Annotated in this window: 17 protein-coding genes, 1 tRNA gene and 1 pseudogene; 8 read left to right on the top strand and 11 right to left on the bottom strand. The window is 44.3% G+C overall.

What is annotated here, in order from left to right:
* Window positions 1-68: 68 nt before the first annotated feature.
* The 4 genes from SULKU_RS06015 to SULKU_RS06000 all read right to left on the bottom strand — a co-directional run bounded on the left by SULKU_RS06015 (window position 69) and on the right by SULKU_RS06000 (window position 4714).
* A complete protein-coding gene (locus tag SULKU_RS06015) occupies window positions 69-2183 on the bottom strand; it encodes a WD40 repeat domain-containing protein (protein WP_013460053.1) in 2115 nt (704 codons plus the stop codon).
* Between the two features lie 88 nt (window positions 2184-2271).
* Window positions 2272-3150: a radical SAM protein gene (locus SULKU_RS06010; RefSeq protein ID WP_013460052.1), complete on the bottom strand. Its 879-nt coding sequence runs from the start codon at window positions 3148-3150 to the stop codon at window positions 2272-2274.
* Window position 3151: 1 nt separating this feature from the next.
* On the bottom strand, window positions 3152-3928 hold the full coding sequence (locus SULKU_RS06005) for an exodeoxyribonuclease III (protein WP_013460051.1): 777 nt from the start codon (window positions 3926-3928) through the stop codon (window positions 3152-3154).
* 66 nt (window positions 3929-3994) lie between these two features.
* Complete coding sequence (locus SULKU_RS06000; protein ID WP_013460050.1) at window positions 3995-4714, bottom strand: leucyl/phenylalanyl-tRNA--protein transferase; 720 nt, start codon at window positions 4712-4714, stop codon at window positions 3995-3997.
* A 160-nt stretch (window positions 4715-4874) separates the two neighbouring features.
* On the opposite strand from SULKU_RS06000, the gene SULKU_RS14360 reads away from it, so the two are divergent.
* Window positions 4875-5399: a putative metalloprotease CJM1_0395 family protein gene (locus tag SULKU_RS14360; protein ID WP_013460049.1), complete on the top strand. Its 525-nt coding sequence runs from the start codon at window positions 4875-4877 to the stop codon at window positions 5397-5399.
* 53 nt (window positions 5400-5452) lie between these two features.
* On the opposite strand, the gene SULKU_RS05990 is transcribed toward SULKU_RS14360, so the two are convergent.
* A complete protein-coding gene (locus tag SULKU_RS05990; RefSeq protein ID WP_013460048.1) occupies window positions 5453-5902 on the bottom strand; it encodes a hypothetical protein in 450 nt (149 codons plus the stop codon).
* A gap of 168 nt (window positions 5903-6070) precedes the next feature.
* Window positions 6071-6154 (bottom strand) — tRNA-Leu (locus SULKU_RS05985).
* A 147-nt stretch (window positions 6155-6301) separates the two neighbouring features.
* Here SULKU_RS05985 and SULKU_RS05980 point away from each other — a divergent pair.
* The 7 genes and pseudogenes from SULKU_RS05980 to SULKU_RS15145 all read left to right on the top strand — a co-directional run bounded on the left by SULKU_RS05980 (window position 6302) and on the right by SULKU_RS15145 (window position 16966).
* Window positions 6302-8413, top strand: coding sequence for a flagellin N-terminal helical domain-containing protein (locus SULKU_RS05980; RefSeq protein ID WP_013460047.1), 2112 nt, complete (start codon window positions 6302-6304; stop codon window positions 8411-8413).
* A gap of 65 nt (window positions 8414-8478) precedes the next feature.
* A complete protein-coding gene (locus SULKU_RS05975) occupies window positions 8479-10743 on the top strand; it encodes an FtsK/SpoIIIE family DNA translocase (protein ID WP_013460046.1) in 2265 nt (754 codons plus the stop codon).
* 225 nt (window positions 10744-10968) lie between these two features.
* On the top strand, window positions 10969-13578 hold the full coding sequence (acnB, locus tag SULKU_RS05970) for a bifunctional aconitate hydratase 2/2-methylisocitrate dehydratase (RefSeq protein WP_013460045.1): 2610 nt from the start codon (window positions 10969-10971) through the stop codon (window positions 13576-13578).
* 80 nt (window positions 13579-13658) lie between these two features.
* Window positions 13659-15011, top strand: a complete 1353-nt coding sequence (gene dbpA / locus SULKU_RS05965) for an ATP-dependent RNA helicase DbpA (RefSeq protein WP_013460044.1) — start codon at window positions 13659-13661, stop codon at window positions 15009-15011.
* Window positions 15012-15054: 43 nt separating this feature from the next.
* The gene (locus SULKU_RS05960; RefSeq protein WP_013460043.1) at window positions 15055-15543 is read left to right on the top strand and encodes a PAS domain-containing protein; all 489 of its coding nucleotides are present in this window, start codon (window positions 15055-15057) and stop codon (window positions 15541-15543) included.
* A gap of 700 nt (window positions 15544-16243) precedes the next feature.
* Window positions 16244-16522, top strand: a pseudogene (locus SULKU_RS15435) (methyl-accepting chemotaxis protein); the annotation flags it as partial.
* 12 nt (window positions 16523-16534) lie between these two features.
* Window positions 16535-16966 (top strand): CZB domain-containing protein, encoded by a 432-nt coding sequence (locus SULKU_RS15145; RefSeq protein WP_245535170.1) that lies wholly within the window; start codon window positions 16535-16537, stop codon window positions 16964-16966.
* 30 nt (window positions 16967-16996) lie between these two features.
* On the opposite strand, the gene SULKU_RS05950 is transcribed toward SULKU_RS15145, so the two are convergent.
* The 5 genes from SULKU_RS05950 to SULKU_RS05930 form a co-directional block, all read right to left on the bottom strand.
* Window positions 16997-18229, bottom strand: a complete 1233-nt coding sequence (locus SULKU_RS05950; RefSeq protein WP_013460041.1) for a glucose-6-phosphate isomerase — start codon at window positions 18227-18229, stop codon at window positions 16997-16999.
* Complete coding sequence (gap, locus tag SULKU_RS05945; RefSeq protein WP_013460040.1) at window positions 18229-19224, bottom strand: type I glyceraldehyde-3-phosphate dehydrogenase; 996 nt, start codon at window positions 19222-19224, stop codon at window positions 18229-18231. The genes SULKU_RS05950 and gap overlap by 1 nt, the downstream gene beginning before the upstream one ends.
* 114 nt (window positions 19225-19338) lie before the next feature.
* Window positions 19339-19857 carry a glycine zipper 2TM domain-containing protein gene (locus tag SULKU_RS14355; RefSeq protein ID WP_013460039.1) on the bottom strand — a complete coding sequence of 173 codons (519 nt, stop codon included), beginning with the start codon at window positions 19855-19857 and terminating at the stop codon, window positions 19339-19341.
* Window positions 19858-19922: 65 nt separating this feature from the next.
* Window positions 19923-20540, bottom strand: coding sequence for an ATP phosphoribosyltransferase (gene hisG / locus SULKU_RS05935; RefSeq protein ID WP_013460038.1), 618 nt, complete (start codon window positions 20538-20540; stop codon window positions 19923-19925).
* Window positions 20534-21151, bottom strand: coding sequence for a type III pantothenate kinase (locus SULKU_RS05930; RefSeq protein ID WP_013460037.1), 618 nt, complete (start codon window positions 21149-21151; stop codon window positions 20534-20536). Before SULKU_RS05930 ends, hisG begins: the two co-directional genes overlap by 7 nt.
* Window positions 21152-21154: the final 3 nt, after the last annotated feature.

Genomic DNA, 21154 nt, shown 5'->3' with positions numbered 1-21154 from the left:
ATATCATCATGGCGTATGTAAATCGTTGCGATCCGTTTTAAATATTTCAGTACTCTATGTACACTATATCAAGCCGTCTCTTGATTTTGCAGCGTTCTTAACACTCTGCTTCCCTGCAGGAGGGTCGTAACGGTTTTATACTCGGATATTCTTATATCCGGTTTCCGGGTTAAATTCGGCTCTACTTTCAACGTGAGGCAAACCTGAGCATATTCGTTGTCCCACCCAAAATATCCGTGATAACGTTCGAGTAACAATTGTTCTTCTCCGATAGGCGCATACAGCTCAATCTCATGAACCAAAGCTTTTTTAAAAAGCAAAAGATTTTTTTCTTCGAAATATTCTATAGTCAAATATGGGGCTAATAGCTTCATGACTTTCGTCACTTCTCCGTTTTTTGCAAGATTATTAGCAGGCGTCACAATATTTCTTTTATAGGTATCGATTTGGTCTTTAAAAATCTGTGTCGTTCGCAGTGCAGGATATTCGGTTGAGAGCAAAAACAGCTTTGCGAGGTTATTACCCGCAGCGTAACTGACAAACGCGTCAAAAGCTTTGATTTGATTTTTAAAATAGTTACCGGTATGGAAAAACGGCTTTATTTTGATCAGCTTCACAGCATACTCTTCGGCTTGATCCATTTTTCCTGCCGCCATTCGTGCGAGTATTTTGTCGATAAGGGCTTCACCATAATTCATAAAACGGCGGTAAACTTTTGTCTGTCGCAATATCTCGTGCTGTTCGCCTATTTCCGCCAAAGCCGAGAAATTTCCTGAAGATGCGCTGGAAAGCAGTTTTTTATAATTCTCTTCGAGTTCCTCCGGTCTTGGAATGAGATTATGAACGCATTTATTGCATCCGCCCTCTACAGATGAGATGTATTCGTTAAACTTCTCCGGATCGATCTCCAAAAGCTTTATTTCGTGCATAAGCTCTTTTAAACAGCTGGAGCGGACTTCATGAAACTCGCGCAACTGCCGTAAATGGGGGGATTTATACACTGATGTACAGGCCCCTTGAGCATTTCCGAGCGAAATTTTCTCCATAAACGGTACGATCTCTTCAGAGCTGTACAAACTCTGCATCAATTCCCTACGCAATGTACTGTCGGCTATAATCAGCGATACAATGGCTTCATGCCCTTTGCGCTCATTAACGCCCGAAGGCTTGAAACGAAAAATCGCTTCATAATGCCGCTCCATTTTCGTACACAAATCCTGATTAATAAAAATCAGAGGCTGTTCCGCTACGAGACGAGAGAGTTTGGCAATATTTCCGCCTTCAAGTGCGCTTGATGCCTCTTTGAGTGTTTCATTCATGTCGATAACGACACCGTTTCCATCTGAAAATCCGACCAAAACTTTTTCCGCGGATACGCTAAGCGAAGTAATGCCCCAGAAATTGAAATTGAAACATCCCAATTTGATACCGTCTGAATTATTGTAAATCAATAGTTGATTGCTTCTTGTTCCGAGTAAAACAATATTATCATTAAAGCCCGACGCAACACGAGTCGGCCATTCAAAAGTAGGGTCTCCGATAAATTGTTGCTTTAGCAAAATATTAAGGACATACGTAGCTCCAAAGCGGGTAAATCCAATGATTTTATTATGATCTGCAGAGAAGGTTAAAGATTCGACTATCCCGTCCACACGAAAAGCGTGGATGATTTTGCCGGCATCGAGGCGGTACAGGTGTATTTTTTTATCCATCGTCGCGATAGCGACACTCGTACCGTTTTTTGAAAATGCGGCACACACAATCGAATCCGAAAAATGCAATTCGAGGATTCGCGAGCAATCATCCGTCTTGTAGATATCCAACCGACCCGATTCGCTTCCGATAATCAGCAATGTACTGTCTTCGTTAAATAAAACAACATCTGGCTTAGGCATTGATATGATCGAAAGCATCTTGATCGGCTCAAGAGATAAAAATAAAGCCCGGTTATTCGTTTGATCGCTGACCAAAGCGAATTTACCGTTGCTTGACATAGCAACTGATTTGCCATATCGATTAATAAAAGACTCGACACCTTTTAAATTGGCGTGCTTAACATATTCCCCCTCTGCCGAATAACCGTAAATGGTCGGCGTCGAATCGATCAATGTTATACCCTCTTCATTGATTGACGAAGCGAGGATACTTCTTAAGGTATGTAAGGATGAGGAGACTAAAGACATTGCTACCTCCAAACCATTGGGATATACTAATTCTTTCTCTTTAGTGTTGCAAATATGTTGCAAAATGAAAAATTATGTTGTAGTGAAATCAAAACCCTCTAAATCGCTCCGGAATAAAAGCCCTCTCGCCTATAGCAAGCGCGAATTTTACTTCATCCAGCAATCTCATCGTATCTTTAGGAAGAGTTCCGGCCAGATGCAAAGCATTGGAAGCATGGTTTGATCTAAAAATCACTTTATTGACGGGGTGAAGCAATTCCAGAAATCGTTTCTGTTCATCAAGAATTTGGTAGTCATTGAGCATTTGAAAATGTTCGAAGCATTTGAGAAATCGCTCTTTAACATCGTTCTCCAACCCCAGTTGCAATGTCGAAAGATAATTGATCGTTGAAGCGTTAATGATTGCGGCAGTATCTTTGATATGCTCTGCCGTGTATTCTTCACCGCCGATGCCCAGAATAACCGTCGCAGAGATTTTTATTTTAGCAGCCGATGCCTTGTTCAGCGATTCGATGATTTGCTTCGCGCTTACCCCCTTGTTAATCTTTTTTAACAAGCCATCGTTGCCCGTTTCAATACCGAAGTAGATCAAATTAAGAAGATTGGCTTGTAACAGCCGTAACTCTTCCTCTGATTTTTCTAAAACATTTTGAGCCGTCGCATACACGGAAACTCTGCTGAGTCTAGGAAATGAACGTTTCAAATACTGTAATACGGTGATCATGTACTCTGTCGGCAGCGATAAAGCATCGCCGTCTCCCAAAAACACTTTGTTGGCATCGGGGTACAATGCGGCAAGCGTATCGATATCTTTAAAAAGATCGCTGATCTCTCGTATCTGATACTTCTTTGTCTTATACATGGAGCAAAAAGTACACTGGTTATGACTGCAGCCGTAGGTCGCTTGAAGAATAACGTTATCGGCTTCTGCCGGCGGTCGGTACAGCGGAAAAGAGTAGTTGATCATGTTAGATTTTCAGACGAATCCCGACGGGACAATGATCCGATCCCATAATCTCTTGAAGAATAAAAGCATCTTCGAGCGATTCGGCAAGGTCATCCGAGATAAAAAAATAATCGATTCTCCAGCCTACGTTTTTCGAACGTGCACTGAAACGGTACGACCACCAGCTGTATTCGTTCTCTTTATCTCCGTGAACATGACGAAAGGTATCGATGTAGCCGTGTGATAACAGCTTGTCAATCCAATCACGCTCAATCGGTAAAAACCCGGAAGTCTTTTCGTTCGATTTTGGATTTTTGAGATCGATCGGACGATGGGCCGTATTGACATCCCCGCAGATGATTATCTTTTTACCCTCACGGCGAAGGGCCTCGCAATAGTCCAAGAAACGCTCATAGAACTCCAGTTTATAGGCGAGACGTTCTTCATCCTTTTGCCCGTTGGGAAAATAAACGTTAAACAGGGCAATATCTCCGTAGTGATGTTCGACGATACGCCCTTCATTCATAATATCGATATCGGCTCGCGTATCCGAATAGATCGGCTCCAGTTTGCTTGCGGTCAGTGTCCCCGAATATCCTTTCTTTTCTGCACTGTTGACAGTAATGTTGGAAAAATGATGTGAAAATAGATTCTGCGGTATTTGTTCACTCAGGGCTTTTATCTCCTGCAGACACACAATATGAGGCTGACGCTCTTCGAGCCAATCGAATCCCCCTTTTTCCGCAACCGCTCGGATGCCGTTGACGTTCCATGATATAATCTCGATTGATTCAGCCATTCTTTCCCTTTCCGTAATCTACCGTCGTATATTTATATTGATATATTCTCATACAGACCTCATCCGTTACGTTAGTAAACATGTTTTTCGCAAAAAAGCCTCTCTGGAGAGCACCTTTGCACCCAATACTTTTTTATACTCCATCTGCGCATGTCCAAGATTCCAAAATCGCACTTTCTGCGCTTCAAGATACTTTCCCAGCAGTACAAGCTGCAAAGTCCCCCAGTTGTCGTATCGCTTATTGTGGATATGAAATCCGGAGAGACTGGTATAGATATTATCTGTGATGTACCCTACTTCGCCGGCAATGAGTTCACCGTTCTCTTTATCAAAAAGCTCCGTACTGAACAAACGGAAGTTCTCATAGGTATTGTCTGAAAGCTCATGCATCAGCCCTTCATACTCTTTCGTGATCCAACACGGGTGATAAGCATCCTTGATCGAATTGATAACATGGCTAAAACAGGTATTAAACGAGAGCTTATATCGTTCCTGATTGAGCAGTTTTCTCACCTTCTTTGAAATGTGCAGATCCGAAAAATCCAGGACCGCATACTCGGTCTGCATCTCAGGCAGAAGGAATAATGTATTATCGATATCATGCGAAACACAAATAAACCCTGCACGGGCCAACGCAATATAAAACCGAGGTGAAAAGTCATCACTCCAGTAATAATTGATATCCAGATTGGGATAAATGTACCGCTTTACCAACTCACTCTCGCTGAGATCGTCTAAAGAGATATAAGGAATTTGTTTGATTTGTTTATTGACATCAGAGTTCATCTTTCAAACCTCATAAATACCATTATATCGAATCAACCTATCTATTGCAGGGAACCTATTATCATGTACCCGTAGCCGAGAGGATAAAAACATGTTATTATTTTCTTATCTAAATCGGTGAAACGGATCAAACAAGGGTAGAAGGAAATCCTATAAACAGATGAATATACAGGTATCGCCCTCTCACTATCAGTACTCATCCTACACTTCGAATCATGACAAACCATCAAAAGAACCTGCAACTCCCGAAAAATCGCCTTCCTATCAAGCTTTAATCTCTGAATTGGCATCCTCCGATACCAAAGTACGTGCCCATGAAGCGGCACACGTTGCCGCAGGCGGCGGTATCGTCAGCGGCGGAGCAAATTTCAGCTATACCAAGGGTCCTGACGGGAAGATGTACGCCACGGCCGGGGAAGTCCCCATCGATACGTCCGAAGGAAAAACCCCTGAAGAGACTATCCGAAAAGCACGCCAAATCGTCGCGGCGGCTATGGCCCCCTCCGATCCGAGTCCGCAGGACTATCGTGTCGCAGCATCAGCAGCCGTCATGGAGATGCGGGGCCATTTGGAACAAAGTAAAAAAATCCAAGACACACTAAACGGCCAAAAAGCCTACAATGCAATCGCATCTTCAGATACACCGCCTGCAGAAGCTTCCTCTTCTGTTCCGAGCCAGTCGTAATACTCTCTTTATTCCTTATACTTTCATACCCTTTTTCAACATACCCACTTAACCTATACCGTCTGATTCAATGCAGATACCTCGTGAATGGCTTTTCGTTCGGAATTTGAGAGCGCACATTTTTTTATATCGTGAACCAATCCCGTAAGGGAATGATAATCTCTAAAATCGACGTTCCTGCCATATAATGCCCGTTTTGAAAGCACTCGAAGAAGACTCTCATCGTCAATGCCTAGTTCGGGATGTCTACTAAGATTATCAAACTGGCGATCGACCTCAGCATGATTCGATAAAAAAAGACTCGATACTTTTTCAAACGCGGCTTCTTTCTCCAATCCCCCATCTTCCAATAGTTTCAATACACTGTGATGTATATTAGAAATTTCAGACTTTCTTTCAATTCTCGTTTCAAAATTTTCGGCATTGACTGTAGGTATAAATAAATTTGTAGAGAGAATAACGACCAATGCGGCACGGGGAGTAATCCAAAACATAATTTTCATAGCATTTCTCCGGACTTGTTTTCCATATCATCGTTTATTTTCAATAACCAATGGTAACAGAAAGGAAAAAAACGCAATTAAGTCGGAAGTAAATTTGATTGCTTGGGTTTAAAACAGATTCATGATGAAAAAAAGTTTTTTGGAAACTCATAAAATGAGTTAAGTAAGTGGTACCAGTGGGCGGACTCGAACCGCCACGACTCGCGCCACCGGATTTTGAATCCGGCGTGTCTACCATTTCACCACACTGGCATGTCTTGTGAAGAGGTGGAATTATAGAGAGACTTTGCTTAAAAATACGTAAAAGTGATTTATCTAATCAAATTTTTACTTTTGCCGATAATAGAGTATGGAACTTTTATTGCTTTAGGCAGATATGCTTGTACAAAAGGATTTGACATGAGAATTACATCAGGCTCTTACTACAATAATATATATGGCGAAAATAATAAAATTAATAAACAATTGTTTGATGTCAACAAACAAATTTCATCCGGCCAAAAAATTCAATATGCACATGAAGATCCGAGCATATTTATCAATACGATTCGTTTAGACGATGAGTTAACAACACTTGGGCAAGTTAAAAACAGTGCTCAAAATGCTTATAAATTCTCTACGCAAACCGATACGACGATCGGTGATATCGTAAAAACACTCGAATCAATGAAAGTAAAACTCCTAAATGCAGCGTCGGACACCCAATCGGATGCGAGCCGAAATGCTATTGCGCAGGATTTACGCGGATTACAAAACCATTTGCTTACATTGGCCAATACATCGATTGGCGGGCAGTTTATCTTTTCCGGAACAGCACTCTCCGTAAAACCGATTGACGAAAACGGTAACTACAAAGGAAACGACAAAACCTTGGAAGCCTTCTTGGGCGCAGGTCTTAAACAACCGTACAACATTTCCGGAGCCCAACTTTTTTTCGGTGACGAAAGTATAATCAATCGTAAAATTACGACCAACGTTCCCCAAACAAGTTTAACGGATCTCTATCCGAATATTATGCAAGGTTCACAAATACCCGATAGTTTCTCGAAAGAAACGTATATAACTTCCAGCAGTACCATACGTGATTTAATGGGGGACACCAATAGCGATGCTACTGACGATCCGTTGAGAAAAGCTTATTTTTACATCCAAGGAACCCGTTCAACCGGAGAAACATTTAAACAAAAAATTACTCTGGGAACAGATGCGACAATGGAAGATTTAACGAGAGAAATCAGTGATGCGTTCGCTCCCAATCAAGTCGATGTCACCATTAATACCCGCGGACAAATTGAGATTAAGGACAAAATTGCCGGCTCGAGCAAATTGGATTTCCATATGATCGGTGCCATGGATTTGGGCAGTGACGGTATTGACAGTGCTGATACGCCGGATTTAAGTACGCTGCAATCGGGAACAACCGATTTTGCCGATGTCCTCTCAGGCTCAAATCAGCTCTACATCAAAGAATTTGTCAAAAGCGGCCTGGCACCTACCGATTCTACAGCTACTATAGAGGGGTTAATTTACGACCAATTTAATTTTACAAAAGACGGGGCAAAGCTTTTATCCAATATGTCGCAGATTTTAAAAGATACCAATGTGTACGCCACTCCGAGCGATAAACTTGTCGACGCATCGGGTTCAAACAATGTCAACGGCAGAATTTTAGCATTAAAAGGGACCAATATAAACGGTTCTGCATACGATATCAGCATTAATCTAGGAACGCCGTCCACCTTTACCGATAATATCGGCGGAACTACCTACTCTATCTACGGATCGGCTTTTAATGACTTAAATGCAAACGGTGTGAAAGAGGCATTGGAAGGTATTCCTTCCAATGCAAATGAAGTTACCTATCAGCAGCTTATGGACGTCGTGAATATGGCGGTAACCAATACCTTGCCGACGGTACCGAATGATCCGGTAAGCTATGATGCCGCTATCAGTGCTTCAAATGTATTAGGCAAAGTCTCATTGAGTACAACCGGTAATCTAGGGTTTGAAGATTTGAATCATCCGACAACCCGCGCTGAGCTTGCATTGTATGATCAGACAAGCAGCAGTTTTTTCCCTCCTCTGATTACGGGAAACGCACTTTCGTTTCAAACTAATAACGCTTTAACGATCAGCGATCCGAAAAAAAACTTTTTTGATGAAATCGAAGAGATGATAAAATCGGTTGAAGAAGGAAAAATGCAGGCAAACGGGCAAGACGATATAGACCCTCGAAATATCGGCATTCAAAACTCGATTCAGAAAATGGATGATCTTACCGATCATGTTTCGCGTCTTCAAACATTAGCGGGGTCTTATTCTCAAGTCCTGCAGGCTTCATCTGACCGAAGCGATCTTCTAATCATCAGTACCAAAACACTTCAGTCCGATGTCATCGATACGGATATTGCCGAATCGCAATTGAAATTGCAGCAGCTTACACTTAATTACCAGGCACTTTTATCTAATATCTCAAAAGTTTCTCAACTTTCTCTTGTCAATTATTTATAGCATAGTGCAATAAAAGGGGTTTATATCCCCTTTTTTGCTATAATCGATCTACTTTTCAACCTGAATTGCAAGGATCTCTCATTTTACGCGATACACTGTTTATTGCCGGCTTCGGTATTTTATTTTATTTAGGAATTGCGACAATTATCGCGGATGCGTCCATAATCGGAGCATACGGCGAATCATTTGCCCAGATGAATGTCCATGTGTTCGGATATGTGGCGTATACCTATCTTCTCCTTTTAATGGTCCCCCTGTTTTATTGGTATAAATACCATGGTGACCTACATCGACGTCTGGAAATGACCGGAATTTTCGCTTTACTCTTTTTCGCCCTCCTATTTTTTCAGGCAATGGTGGTAGATGATATTTACAGAGGTGCCCTGGTCGGAACAATCGTAGACTTCTTATCACTGTATATCGGAGTCTTCGGGTTATGGATATTATGGCTCATGATGGTTACCGTATCAATCATTTTAGTGATGGAGCAAAGCCTATCCGAACTCGCACAGCCGATCAAAGAGTATATGGACAAACCCCTGACTTCTCCTAAACCGACCCAAACGCCTGCTCATGCAGATGATATTTACGCATCAGACAATATCAAAGAAGAGTTTGCGATACATCACGAAGAAGAAAAACCGTTTGTTCCGGTTTTTGAACCGGCACCTGTTGTGCAACACCATGAAACAAACTCACATGTTCCCGTATCAAAACCGAATGAAACTCTTTTCTCAGAACCTGCTGAGACTGAAGAAACCCCGAAAACAGCCGACATCACTCCTAAAGAGTCAACGATTTTGAGTATGGCAAAAAAAGTCAAAGAGTCCAAACAGCACGCACTTGTCGTTGATGAACTCGAAGAGAATAAAATGCTCTTGGAACAAATCGACAAAGGGGTCAGCGAAAAACCGAAAAATTTCAAGCTTCCCCCTTTGGATTTCTTTCAAAATCCCCCTAAGAAACAGACTTTGGTGGACGAAGCGGAGCTGGATGATAAAATCCGTGATTTGATCGAAAAACTCAAGCACTTTAATATCGAAGGGGATGTGGTACGAACCTACGCCGGACCTGTCGTCTCCACATTTGAGTTTAAACCGGCCGCCAATATCAAAGTTTCAAAAATTCTGGGACTTCAAGATGACCTAGCGATGGCACTCAAAGCGCAGACGATCCGGATTCAAGCCCCTATTCCCGGCAAAGATGTCGTAGGGATCGAAATACCGAATAAAACCGTCGAAACGATCTATCTGCGCGAGATGCTGGAAAGCCAGCTTTTCCAAGAAGCGGCTTCCCCGCTCACATTGATATTAGGAAAAGATATCGTCGGAAAACCGTTTATCACCGATCTTAAAAAGCTTCCCCATCTTTTGATCGCAGGGACAACAGGGAGCGGTAAGAGTGTCGGTATCAACTCGATGATTCTGAGTCTGCTGTACAAAAACTCGCCCGATCAGCTCAAACTTTTGATGATTGACCCGAAAATGCTGGAGTTCTCTATCTATAATGAGATACCGCACCTTTTGACCCCGGTCATCACCAAACCTAAAGAAGCTATTTCAGCCCTCAACAATATGGTCTACGAAATGGAACGCCGTTATCAGCTGATGAGCGAGACACGTACCAAAAATATCGAAAACTTTAATGAAAAAGCGAAAAAAGAGGGGCACGATCTTCTCCCCTACATCGTCGTTATTATCGATGAGCTGGCCGATTTGATGATGACCAGCGGAAAAGATGTCGAATATTCGATCGCACGTCTTGCCCAAATGGCCCGCGCTAGCGGTATCCATCTCATCGTAGCGACCCAGCGCCCGAGCGTCGATGTCGTCACCGGTCTGATCAAAGCCAATCTCCCCTCTCGTATCAGTTACAAAGTGGGGCAGAAAATCGACAGTAAGATCATCCTCGACGGCATGGGGGCCGAATCGCTCCTCGGCCGTGGGGATATGCTCTTTACCCCTCCGGGGATGAGCGGCCTTGTACGGCTGCATGCTCCGTGGAGTACCGAAGTCGAAATCGAAAAAGTGGTTGATTTCCTCAAAGCACAGCGTGAGCCGGAATATGATCGTCGATTTCTTCGCGATAAAGAAGATGTTGCGAAATCCGATAGCGGAAGCGGAAATGATGAAGAGTCTGACGAGCTTTATGAAGAGGCAAAAAACATTGTCCTCACGGAGCAAAAAACCTCTATCAGTTATTTGCAGCGGCGACTTCAAATCGGCTACAATCGCTCTGCCCGTCTTATAGAGCAGCTTGAAAACAACGGTATCCTCTCCGCCCCAAATGCCAAAGGGAATCGTGACATTATCGTCAACGACCCTTTTTAACTCCATCTGTGCGGAATTTTTCCGCATCCACCGGATTTGTAACTTTTTATCCCATTCTTTCTTTTTGAAAAAAAAAATATTCTTATGCAAAATTTTCTATATGTTACTTTATTACTCATTTTTTTCGGTAAAATCAAAAAGAATTGAGTAATATAGTAACACTGTGATTAAACTGATTTTTTCTTCTGATATAATCATTCAAAATTAACATGCACAGGAGTCACTATGGCTTTTATGGACGAATACAAAGCACACGTAGCGGAACGTGAAGCACAGGGAATCCCCCCGTTGCCACTTACAAAAGAGCAAGTTACCGCTCTTGTTGAACTAATTACGGCAGAGAGCTCTAAAAACGCTGAATTGGTCGAAATGCTTGCAGAGCGTGTCAATCCGGGTGTGGATGACGGTGCTCACGTTAAAGCGGCATTTTTACACCAAGTCGTCCAAGGTCAAGTAAAAGCTTTCTTGGCTGATAACAGCGATATCAACAGCGATGATCATAAAAAAGCGGCTATTAAAATCCTCGGTAAAATGGTCGGAGGATATAATGTTAAGCCTCTAATCGACGCACTCAGCAACGATGCCATCGCAAACGAAGCGGCGCATGAACTCAAACATACCCTATTGGTATACGATGCGTTCAACGATATCGTCGATCTGTCACAAACGAACAAATATGCTAAAGAAGTTCTTCAATCATGGGCTGATGCGGAGTGGTTCACAGCGAAAAAACCGCTTGCTGAAAAATTCAGCGTTGTTGTTTTCAAATTCCCGGGTGAAACGAATACGGATGACCTCTCTCCTGCAAGTGCGGCATTTACCCGTTCGGATATCCCGCTTCATGCGACAACTATGCTTTCGGCTAAAATGCCTGAAGGTATCGCTAAAATCGCTGAACTTAAAAAAATGGGGAAACAGATCGCTTACGTCGGTGACGTTGTCGGAACCGGTTCAAGCCGTAAGTCTGCTGCAAACTCTGTTCAATGGCACATGGGTGACGATATTCCGGGTATCCCGAACAAACGTACCGGCGGTGTTGTAATCGGAAGCATTATCGCTCCGATCTTCTTCGCTACGTGTGAAGATTCAGGCGCATTGCCGATTGAAGCCGACGTATCTCAAATGGAAACCGGTGATGTACTCGATATCGATACAAAAGCGGGAACTATTACTAAAAACGGTACGCAAATCGCTACATTCAGCCTTCGTCCGAATACGATCGAAGATGAAGTACGTGCAGGCGGACGTATTCCGTTGATCATCGGCCGCGGTTTAACGGCTAAAGCACGTGCGGCACTCGGTATGGCTCCGGCAACTATTTTCGCAACTCCAATCCAGCCTGCCGATACGGGCAAAGGGTATACCCTTGCTCAAAAAATGGTCGGTAAAGCATGCGGTATGGAAGGGGTACGCCCGGGTATGTACTGCGAGCCGATGACTAGCACCGTAGGTAGCCAAGATACTACCGGACCGATGACGCGCGATGAGATCAAAGAGCTTTCAGCTCTCGGTTTCTCGGCTGATTTCGTATTGCAGTCTTTCTGTCATACGGCGGCGTATCCTAAACCGTCCGACGTGAAATTGCACGCAACATTGCCGGCATTCATCAGCTCACGCAGCGGTGTAGCTCTTCGTCCTGCGGACGGTGTTATCCATTCATGGTTGAACCGTATGGTTCTTCCGGATACTGTAGGAACCGGCGGTGACTCTCATACCCGTTTCCCGATCGGTGTGAGTTTCCCTGCAGGTTCAGGTCTTGTTGCGTTTGCAGCGGTTACCGGTTCTATGCCTCTTGAAATGCCGGAATCCGTTCTTGTACGCTTCAAAGGTGAAATGCAGCCGGGTATCACTTTACGTGATCTCGTTAACGCGATCCCGTATTATGCGATCAAACAAGGATTACTCACGGTTGAGAAAAAAGGTAAGAAAAATATCTTCAACGGACGTGTGTTGGAAATCGAAGGTCTTCCGAACATGAAAGTGGAACAAGCGTTCGAACTTTCCGATGCATCGGCTGAGCGTTCAGCGGCTGCTTGTACCGTTCGTTTAAACAAAGAACCGGTTATCGAATACCTAAAATCAAACGTAACGCTGATCGAAGCGATGATTAAAGACGGTTACGAAGATGCTCGCACGCTTCAACGCCGCGCCGATAAAATGAAAGAGTGGTTGGCCGCTCCGTCATTGATGGAACCGGATGCGGATGCAGAGTATGCAGCGATCATCGAAATCGATCTTAATGAAGTTAAAGAGCCGATCCTTGCTTGTCCGAACGATCCTGACAATGTTAAATTGCTCAGCGAAGTTGCGGGTGAAAAAATCGATGAAGTATTCTTGGGCAGCTGTATGACCAATATCGGTCACTACCGTGCAGCGGGTGAAGTAATGCGCGGCGAAGGCAAAATTGCGGTTGAAAAGTTCTGGATCGTTCCTCCGACCCGTATGGATGAGCAACAACTTATCAACGAAGGGTACTACGACGTTTACAAAGCGATCGCAGCACAAACCGAAGTTCCGGGATGTTCACTCTGTATGGGTAACCAAGCGAGTTCACGCGAAGGATCAACCGTATTCTCAACCTCTACCCGTAACTTCGACAACCGTCTTGGTAAAGGGACTCAGGTTTACCTAGGATCAGCCGAGCTAGCAGCGGTATGTGCAAAACTCGGACGTATCCCGACCGTAGCGGAATACATGAGCATCGTTCCTGAGAAATTGGCAGGAAAAGCGGATGACGTTTACAAATATCTCAACTTTAACGAGATCGCTTCGTATTCGCTTCAAGCGCGCAACGTGGCTGAAGAAAAATACGGCGTTACGATTAAAGCCGTATAACGCATACCACTCAAACTCCCTCCCCTGCGGGGGATTTCCAACTATGCTATAATCGCGTATCTATATTATAAAGCGACACAATGTCCACCTTCGAAACCTTAGCATTACGTATCCCCCTAAAAGAAGCATTGAAACGGTTGGAGTTTACTCAAATGACCTCTATTCAATCGCAAGCTTTGCCTGTTATCTTACAAAAAAAAGATTGTATCGCCCAAGCCGCCACCGGAAGCGGAAAAACCTTGGCATTCGGACTAGGCGTTTTGGAACGGATCAACCCCAAATCCTTCGGCACCCAGTCACTGATCCTCTGCCCTACCCGCGAACTTGCCGAACAAGTGGCAAAAGTGATCCGTTCGTTAGCATCTGAAATCGGCAATATCAAAGTTCTCACCCTCTGCGGAGGGGTTCCGATGAAAGGGCAGATTCATTCGCTCAAACACGGCGCCCATATCATCGTCGGCACCCCGGGGCGCGTCTTGAAATTGCTTCAGATGGAGACATTTGATCCGGCTCAAATCCAAACGGTAGTACTCGATGAAGCCGATCAGATGATCGATATGGGATTTATCGAAGATATTACCTCTATTCTAGGTTTTACGCCGCCATCACGCCAAAGCCTCCTTTTCTCCGCCACCTTTCCCGAATCGATCCAAACCATCACTTCGGATTTTATGAAAGACCCCGTCATGGTCACTGCCGAGCATTCGCTCAGTAAACCCAAAATTGAGGAGATCGCCTATCTCTGTAACGATAAACTCCCCGCGATCAGCATGGTGCTTCAACTTCACGGAATTACCAATACGATCATTTTTTGCAATACGAAAGTAGACGCAAATGCATTATGCGAGGATTTAAACCGCATCGGAGTACATGCCCTTACCCTTCACGGAGATATGGAGCAGTTCGACCGCAACGAAGCGATCATCCAATTTCGCAATCTAAGCGCCCCTATCCTTGTCGCTACCGATGTCGCCGGCCGCGGAATCGATATTGAAGGGCTGGACGCCATTATCAACTACGAAGTACCGATTCAAAACGAACGCTACACCCACCGTATCGGACGTACCGGACGGGCAGGAAAAAACGGTATTGCCATTACCCTGGTCAATCACTACCAATATGAACGGTTTATCGATTTAAAACGTCCCGTCACCCCAATAGAACTCCCTGGCATTAAAAATGCATCCCCATTAAAAACCCTAATGCGCACGATCTGTATCGATGCCGGCAAAAAAGAAAAACTCCGTGCAGGCGACATTGTCGGAGCGCTAATCCATGAGTGCGGCCTGAGCAAAGAAGAGATCGGAAAAATCGATCAGCTTGACCATCTCAGCTATGTTGCGGTCCCCCGCAACATAGCCGAAAATATTTATCAAAAACTGGTTAATCGGCCGATAAAAGGGAAAACATTCAGGAAATGGCTGTTAGACTAGCGGAAACGGTTTATGATTTTTTATTATGCAGATGAGGATGATTATGTCTAACCAAGAACTATCTTTCGGTGACGAAGAGTTTATCGTATCTAAAACCGATTTGAGCGGAAAAATTACGTACGGTAATGCCCTTTTTATTAAGATGTCCGGCTATGAAGAGAAAGAACTGCTTCATCAGCCGCATAATATATTGCGGCATGAAGAGATGCCCGCAATTGTGTTCAAGCTCCTTTGGAGCCGTATTAAAGAGGGGAAAGAAATATTCGCCTACGTAAAAAATAAAACCAAGAACGGTGATTTTTACTGGGTATTTGCCCATGTAACCCCGTCATTTGATACTAACCGAAAAATCAGCAATTACCATTCAGTACGGCGCAAACCGACACAAAATGCACTAAATATCATAAAACCGCTGTATACCGCTTTGTTGCAAAAAGAAAAAAACGGCGGTATAGCCGCTTCGGAAGCGGCACTCAATCAAATACTCAAAGACAAAGGGATGTCATATGACGAATTTATCCTCTCTATCTAAAGTTCAGTATGCCAATATCATTTCGATAGCCCTTTTTGTTGTTGCCCTTTTTATCGAAGTTATTCTATACGGATGGAGTTGGATTCGACTCTTAAATATTGCCAATTTCGGCCTTGCATGGTTTGTGTTTATCAATATCCGTGAAGCGCAAAAAACAATCCATGAAGTAGCCGCCGTTATAAAATCGGCGGAAGTCGGACATTTAGAGAGCCGTATCACCAATATCAAAGACCACGGCGAACTTCACAACCTGTGCTGGAATACCAACAATATGCTCGACCAGACTGAAGTTTTTATCCGTGAAATCCGTGCCAGCGTCGAAGCGGCAAGCCGTGATGAATTCCACCGTAAAATCAATACCCAAGGGTTGCAAGGAGAATACAAAGAAGCCAGTAATTTTGTCAATATGGCTATCGGTTCGATGCATTCAACCTATCTTCATATCCAAAAATCGCTTCTTAACAGTTCATTAGGAAAAATCGGTGCAGGCGTCGGCGGTGGTATGGAAGTGATACAAAAAGATCTTCAAAATACCATTCAGCGTCTTCACACGATTGCAGCGATCAGTCAGACAACCTCAGAAAAATCGTCTCACAGCGTTGAAGAGCTTGAAGAAATTATCGGTAAACTAAGCCGTCTTATCGAGTTGGTTCAGGTTTCCGTCGATGCTATCAACTCGCTCAACGAAAAAACGGGTGAAATCAGCTCAGTCGTCAATCTGATCAAAGATATTGCCGATCAGACCAATCTTCTGGCTCTCAATGCTGCGATCGAAGCGGCACGTGCCGGAGAGCACGGACGCGGATTCGCCGTCGTAGCTGATGAAGTGCGCAAACTCGCCGAGCGGACCCAAAAAGCGACCGGAGAGATCGGTATCGCCGTCCAGACACTTCAGCAAGAGACCACTGAAATTCATTCAAATTCAGAAATCATGAACGATATCGCCCAAGAGTCGAGCGAATCGATCGGTTCGTTCCGCCAAACGATCCACATGTTCAATGAAGATGCCAAAAAAGCGGCATTGCAGACAACCGCTATCGAAAACACGACCTTTATTACGTTGGCGAAAATCGACCATATCATCTTTAAATCCAACGCCTATAAAAGCATTGCCAACGGACAAAAAGAGGCTGAATTTTCCGATCATCACGGCTGCCGCCTAGGCAAATGGTACGATTCTGGACAAGGTCAAGAGCGTTTCGTACATCTTCCAAGCTATAAAAGTATGGAACAGCCTCATGCAAATGTTCATACAATCGTTCTACATAATATGCAATATATTGAAAAAGAAGATACCTCCATCTATCACAAAGAAGAGATTCTCAGCAGCTTCCAAGATATGGAAGATCAAAGTCAAATGCTCTTCACGATTATGGATGCTCTGAATAAAGAATCGGAAGACGATTTGATGAAGAATGTTTAGGCACTTGGCCTAAACGAAGTGTAAGAAGATTTAGAACTGAGTTTCTAATATCTTTTTGCCGATTTCTACCCCCGGCTGGTCATACGTGTTAATCTCCAGCAATGCCCCGCTTAGCGACGTCAAAAGCTCATAATAGAGAATCAACTCTCCCACAGAAGCCTCATCGATTTGTTTCCAAGCTATCTCATCCACACTGACACCGCTTTGCAAAACACTCTGCATCGTAGCGTGGCACTGCGCGTTGATCAGTTCATTGAAACTCTTTCCGTTGACAAAATCACTTTTTTCCAAATAATGGAGTGAAAGTTCGGGAATCATAAGATGATCTTCCGAATGCTCAATATGCATAAAGGTAACGGTTTTATTCAACGGCCCTTCAATAATCAACTGCAAAAACGAGTGCTGATCGACCGAACCTATCAAGGAAATCGGAGTCAACCCGACCCGTTCACCTCGGCGGTTACGTTTGCCGAGCGATTCGCCCCATATCTGAACGACCCATTTACCGAACTCTTCAAACGTATCGGAATAGGCAAAAAGGACATTCATAGGATACTGATCGCTTTGGGTTACGTAATAGGCCGCTTTTTGGAGCATATGCTCTTCCTGGCGGTTCCAGAATTGCTCTAAAAAGGTTTGTGCCCCTTTGAGTATTGCAGCCGTATCAAACCCTGCCAGCGTTAACGGAACCATACCTACGGCGCTTAAAACCGAAAATCGTCCTCCGACATTACTCGGTATAACAAAACGGCGCAAATGGTGCTCATCGGCGAAATGGGCTAGGATAGAATTCTCATCGCTCACGACATAAATCTGATCGGAATGATCCAGCGGGAGTTCAAAACTTACGACAAGACGTTTAAAGATGGAAAGGGTCTCTACCGTACCGCCCGATTTGGATATAACGATAAAAAGGGTACGAAACTTATCGATCTGTTTCATCTCCTGCATAATGCTGATGGGATCAGAATTTTCGAGGTAGATAAGTTTTTTGGCATTTGGAGTACTGGGGCGGAGCAATCTCTCAATCGCCTTGATCCCCAACGATGATCCCCCGATTCCGATGATTGCAATCGTATTAAAACGGCGGTCGATATCGTGATAGAGAGATTTGAGCTCTTCGACAAGAGGCTGTGAAGAAATAGGAAGATGATAGTAGCCTACCTCTCCCGAGGCAGCTTCGTAACGAACCGCCTCAAACCCTTTTTCAAGGGTGAAAGGATCGAGTGTTTTCGTATCGAAATGGTTCGTATAGGTCAGCATTATCGTGTACCGATAAGAACCGTCATATCAACCAAACGGCTGCTGTATCCCCACTCGTTGTCATACCATGCTAAAACTTTGACCGTATGTCCGTCAACGACACTCGTCATGTCCGGAACATACGTCGAACTGTAGGTCGATCCGATGAAATCGCACGATACGCGTTTGTCGTTATCGACTTCAATCAACCCTTTGAAATCACCGGCTGCCGCAGCGTTGAAAACAGCATGGATATCTTCTTTAGTGACCTCTTTTTTCAAATTGACGGTCAAATCGACGACGGAAACATCCGGCGTCGGTACGCGCATCGCATAGCCGTTAAGCTTGCCGAGCAAATGAGGCATGACTTTGCCGATCGCCTTTGCCGCACCCGTAGAAGTCGGGATCATGTTAAGAGCCGCCGCACGCGCACGACGAGGATCTTTTGAGTGTTTAACGTCCAAAATATTTTGGTCATTGGTATATGAGTGGATCGTTGTCATCAAACCGTTTTCGATACCGAACGCATCGTCAAGAACTTTACAGATCGGCCCGAGGCAGTTGGTCGTACAGCTGGCGTTTGAGATAATCGCTTCGCCTTTATATTGATCCGAGTTTACACCGAAAACGTATGTCGGACTGTCATCTTTTGCCGGAGCCGACATAATGACCTTTTTAATTCCGTTTTTTAAATGCTTTTGACAGCTCTCCTGATCCAAAAAGACGCCCGTACATTCGATAACCACTTCAGCGCCGCAGCTTCCGAAGTCGACTTTATCGATGTCCCGTTCACGAAACATACGGACATTTTTCCCGCCGATCGAAATTGTATTCTCGTCGATCACTTTTGCGTCGATTCCGCGATGGACGCTGTCAAATTTAAGTAAATATTCCAACATGTCAGGTTTCGCCGTCGTATTTAATGCTACCAGCTCGATATCACTGCGCTCTGCAATGATCTTTGCTACGATAATTCCGATTCTGCCCGTTCCGTTAATCGCCACTTTGAGTGCCATGGAAACTCCTGTTCTTGTAGAAAATTTTAGATTATGATTAATTCTAACAGATTATCGTTAAAAAGAGGGTAATAAAATGGAGATTTTTCTCCCACAAACGGGAGAAAAGAGGAGTTAATAGCTGTAGGTCACGGTAACGGGAATTTGTTTTAAAGGCTGATCGCTCTCGACGGTGATCGTTTTGCCTTTGAATTTGGCGACATTCGAATAACCGCCCAATACCTGACGGCTTTTAACCGTAGTAATATTTTCGCATTTGCGAACGGTTTGATAGGTCGTCGTTCCCGGAGTGTTGTATTTGCTCCCTACGTTTTGACCGGCCAAGGTTCCCAAAACGGCTCCGCCGACGGTTGCCGCCGTTTTACCTTTTCCCCCTCCGATCTGATGTCCGAGCACACCTCCTAAGGCACCTCCGACAACGGCACCGACGACGTCGTTGTTACTGCTTCCGCCCGAGCTTACCGCTTCTTGGACATCGTAACATTTTTGGCTTGGAATTTCCTCTTGAATCGTTGAATAGATAGGGGTCGATCGCGTGACCGTAACATATTCAACCGTCGAAAAACTTTCCGCCATTACCGCTGACGTCGAAAAAAGAACTGTTAAAGCGACCGGTAAGATAATCTTTGACATTTGTATATCCTTAATAGTTTTCAGTATTCTAAATCGTATTCGTTAATCAATTGTGAATTGCTTAATTAATTGCCGTACAAAAGTGCGTTTATCTTTTCGTAAATATCCAATATCTCGCTTTTTTTCTCGAAAAAGCTGTTTTTATTGGCGATCAGATGGGTCGTCGATTCCATGATCGTCTCGACCACTTCCAAACCGTTTTGCTTCATCGTGCTTCCCGTCTCGACGACATCGACGATCATGTCGGCAAGCCCTACAAGGGGAGCGAGTTCGATGGAACCGTAGAGTTTGATGATATCGGCGGCAACGGCGCGCTCGGCGAAATAGCGTTTGGTGATGTTCACCATTTTGGTCGCGACTTTGATCTCGCTTTTGGTGAAATCGGGTTTTTCACCCGCACGCATCCCGATGGCGACACGGCATTTCCCTTTTTGCAGATCGAGCAGACGGATGACGTCCAGCCCCTGCTCTTCGAGGGTATCGAGACCGACGACACCGATATCGGCGGCTTGGTGATAGACGTAGGTGGCGACGTCTTGGTTGCGTACCAGCAAGAATTTGAAGTTTTCGGTTTGCAAGATCAATTTGCGATCATCGAATTTAAAACTGCTTCCGAAAATCGTTTCGAAAATTTCCAACGTATCTTCGGCAATTCGCCCTTTCGGGAGTGCGACACTTAGCATTTAGAACCTTTTTGAAGTAACTTTTCCATCCCGCGGAAGATCAAATCTTCATCCACTACTGCCCCGGATAAATAACGGGACAACAGCAAGCCGTCCCCTCCGGTCAAATAAAGGGGTTTTCCCAGACTCTCGATCTTCTCTATCAAAGGAGCCAAAAAACCGACCGTAAGGGCATCGGGAGTATTTTTCGCCATTTTAGCCAAATCTACCTCAAAGTTAAATGACACGTCCAGTGCGCCGGAGAGATTCGCGTACGCCGATTGTGCCGCACGAAGCCCTAAAGAAATAAATCCCCCCTGATACACGCCGCCGCGCATCACATCGACTGTGATGGCACTCCCCGCATCGACGATAACACCCTCTTCCACCGCTTCGCACACCATAATACGGTCAATGCCCATCGTAGGATAGTATTTATCCCAGTCGATTAACTCTCGTAAATTATGCCAATTTGTATAGTTTTGTACCCGTTCGTTAAACGCACTGTTTACACTGACAAAATAGACAGTGTCATAGAGTGTTGCAGGATCAAAATCGTCCACACTGAGCTTGGTCCGCTTACCCGCATAAAACAGATCAACCGATGTATTTCCGACGTCACATAATATCATGCG

Origin of the sequence: Sulfuricurvum kujiense DSM 16994, from assembly GCF_000183725.1 — a bacterium.
In the GTDB taxonomy this organism is placed as follows: Bacteria; Campylobacterota; Campylobacteria; order Campylobacterales; family Sulfurimonadaceae; genus Sulfuricurvum; species Sulfuricurvum kujiense.
Note: the sequence above shows the minus strand (reverse complement) of the source record. Positions and strands in the feature narration are given on the sequence as shown.

Excerpts from the sequence above, each read along its gene's own strand:
- hisG (WP_013460038.1), bottom strand. The coding sequence starts at position 20,540 with ATGCTAAGTGTCGCACTCCCGAAAGGGCGAATTGCCGAAGATACGTTG.
- SULKU_RS06005 (WP_013460051.1), bottom strand. The coding sequence starts at position 3,928 with ATGGCTGAATCAATCGAGATTATATCATGGAACGTCAACGGCATCCGA.
- SULKU_RS05930 (WP_013460037.1), bottom strand. The coding sequence starts at position 21,151 with ATGATATTATGTGACGTCGGAAATACATCGGTTGATCTGTTTTATGCG.
- SULKU_RS05980 (WP_013460047.1), top strand. The coding sequence starts at position 6,302 with ATGAGAATTACATCAGGCTCTTACTACAATAATATATATGGCGAAAAT.
- SULKU_RS14360 (WP_013460049.1), top strand. The coding sequence starts at position 4,875 with ATGAATATACAGGTATCGCCCTCTCACTATCAGTACTCATCCTACACT.
- SULKU_RS14355 (WP_013460039.1), bottom strand. The coding sequence starts at position 19,857 with ATGTCAAAGATTATCTTACCGGTCGCTTTAACAGTTCTTTTTTCGACG.
- SULKU_RS05960 (WP_013460043.1), top strand. The coding sequence starts at position 15,055 with ATGTCTAACCAAGAACTATCTTTCGGTGACGAAGAGTTTATCGTATCT.
- SULKU_RS05950 (WP_013460041.1), bottom strand. The coding sequence starts at position 18,229 with ATGCTGACCTATACGAACCATTTCGATACGAAAACACTCGATCCTTTC.
- dbpA (WP_013460044.1), top strand. The coding sequence starts at position 13,659 with ATGTCCACCTTCGAAACCTTAGCATTACGTATCCCCCTAAAAGAAGCA.
- acnB (WP_013460045.1), top strand. The coding sequence starts at position 10,969 with ATGGCTTTTATGGACGAATACAAAGCACACGTAGCGGAACGTGAAGCA.
- SULKU_RS06010 (WP_013460052.1), bottom strand. The coding sequence starts at position 3,150 with ATGATCAACTACTCTTTTCCGCTGTACCGACCGCCGGCAGAAGCCGAT.
- SULKU_RS05990 (WP_013460048.1), bottom strand. The coding sequence starts at position 5,902 with ATGAAAATTATGTTTTGGATTACTCCCCGTGCCGCATTGGTCGTTATT.
- SULKU_RS06000 (WP_013460050.1), bottom strand. The coding sequence starts at position 4,714 with ATGAACTCTGATGTCAATAAACAAATCAAACAAATTCCTTATATCTCT.
- gap (WP_013460040.1), bottom strand. The coding sequence starts at position 19,224 with ATGGCACTCAAAGTGGCGATTAACGGAACGGGCAGAATCGGAATTATC.
- SULKU_RS06015 (WP_013460053.1), bottom strand. The coding sequence starts at position 2,183 with ATGTCTTTAGTCTCCTCATCCTTACATACCTTAAGAAGTATCCTCGCT.
- SULKU_RS15145 (WP_245535170.1), top strand. The coding sequence starts at position 16,535 with ATGTTCAATGAAGATGCCAAAAAAGCGGCATTGCAGACAACCGCTATC.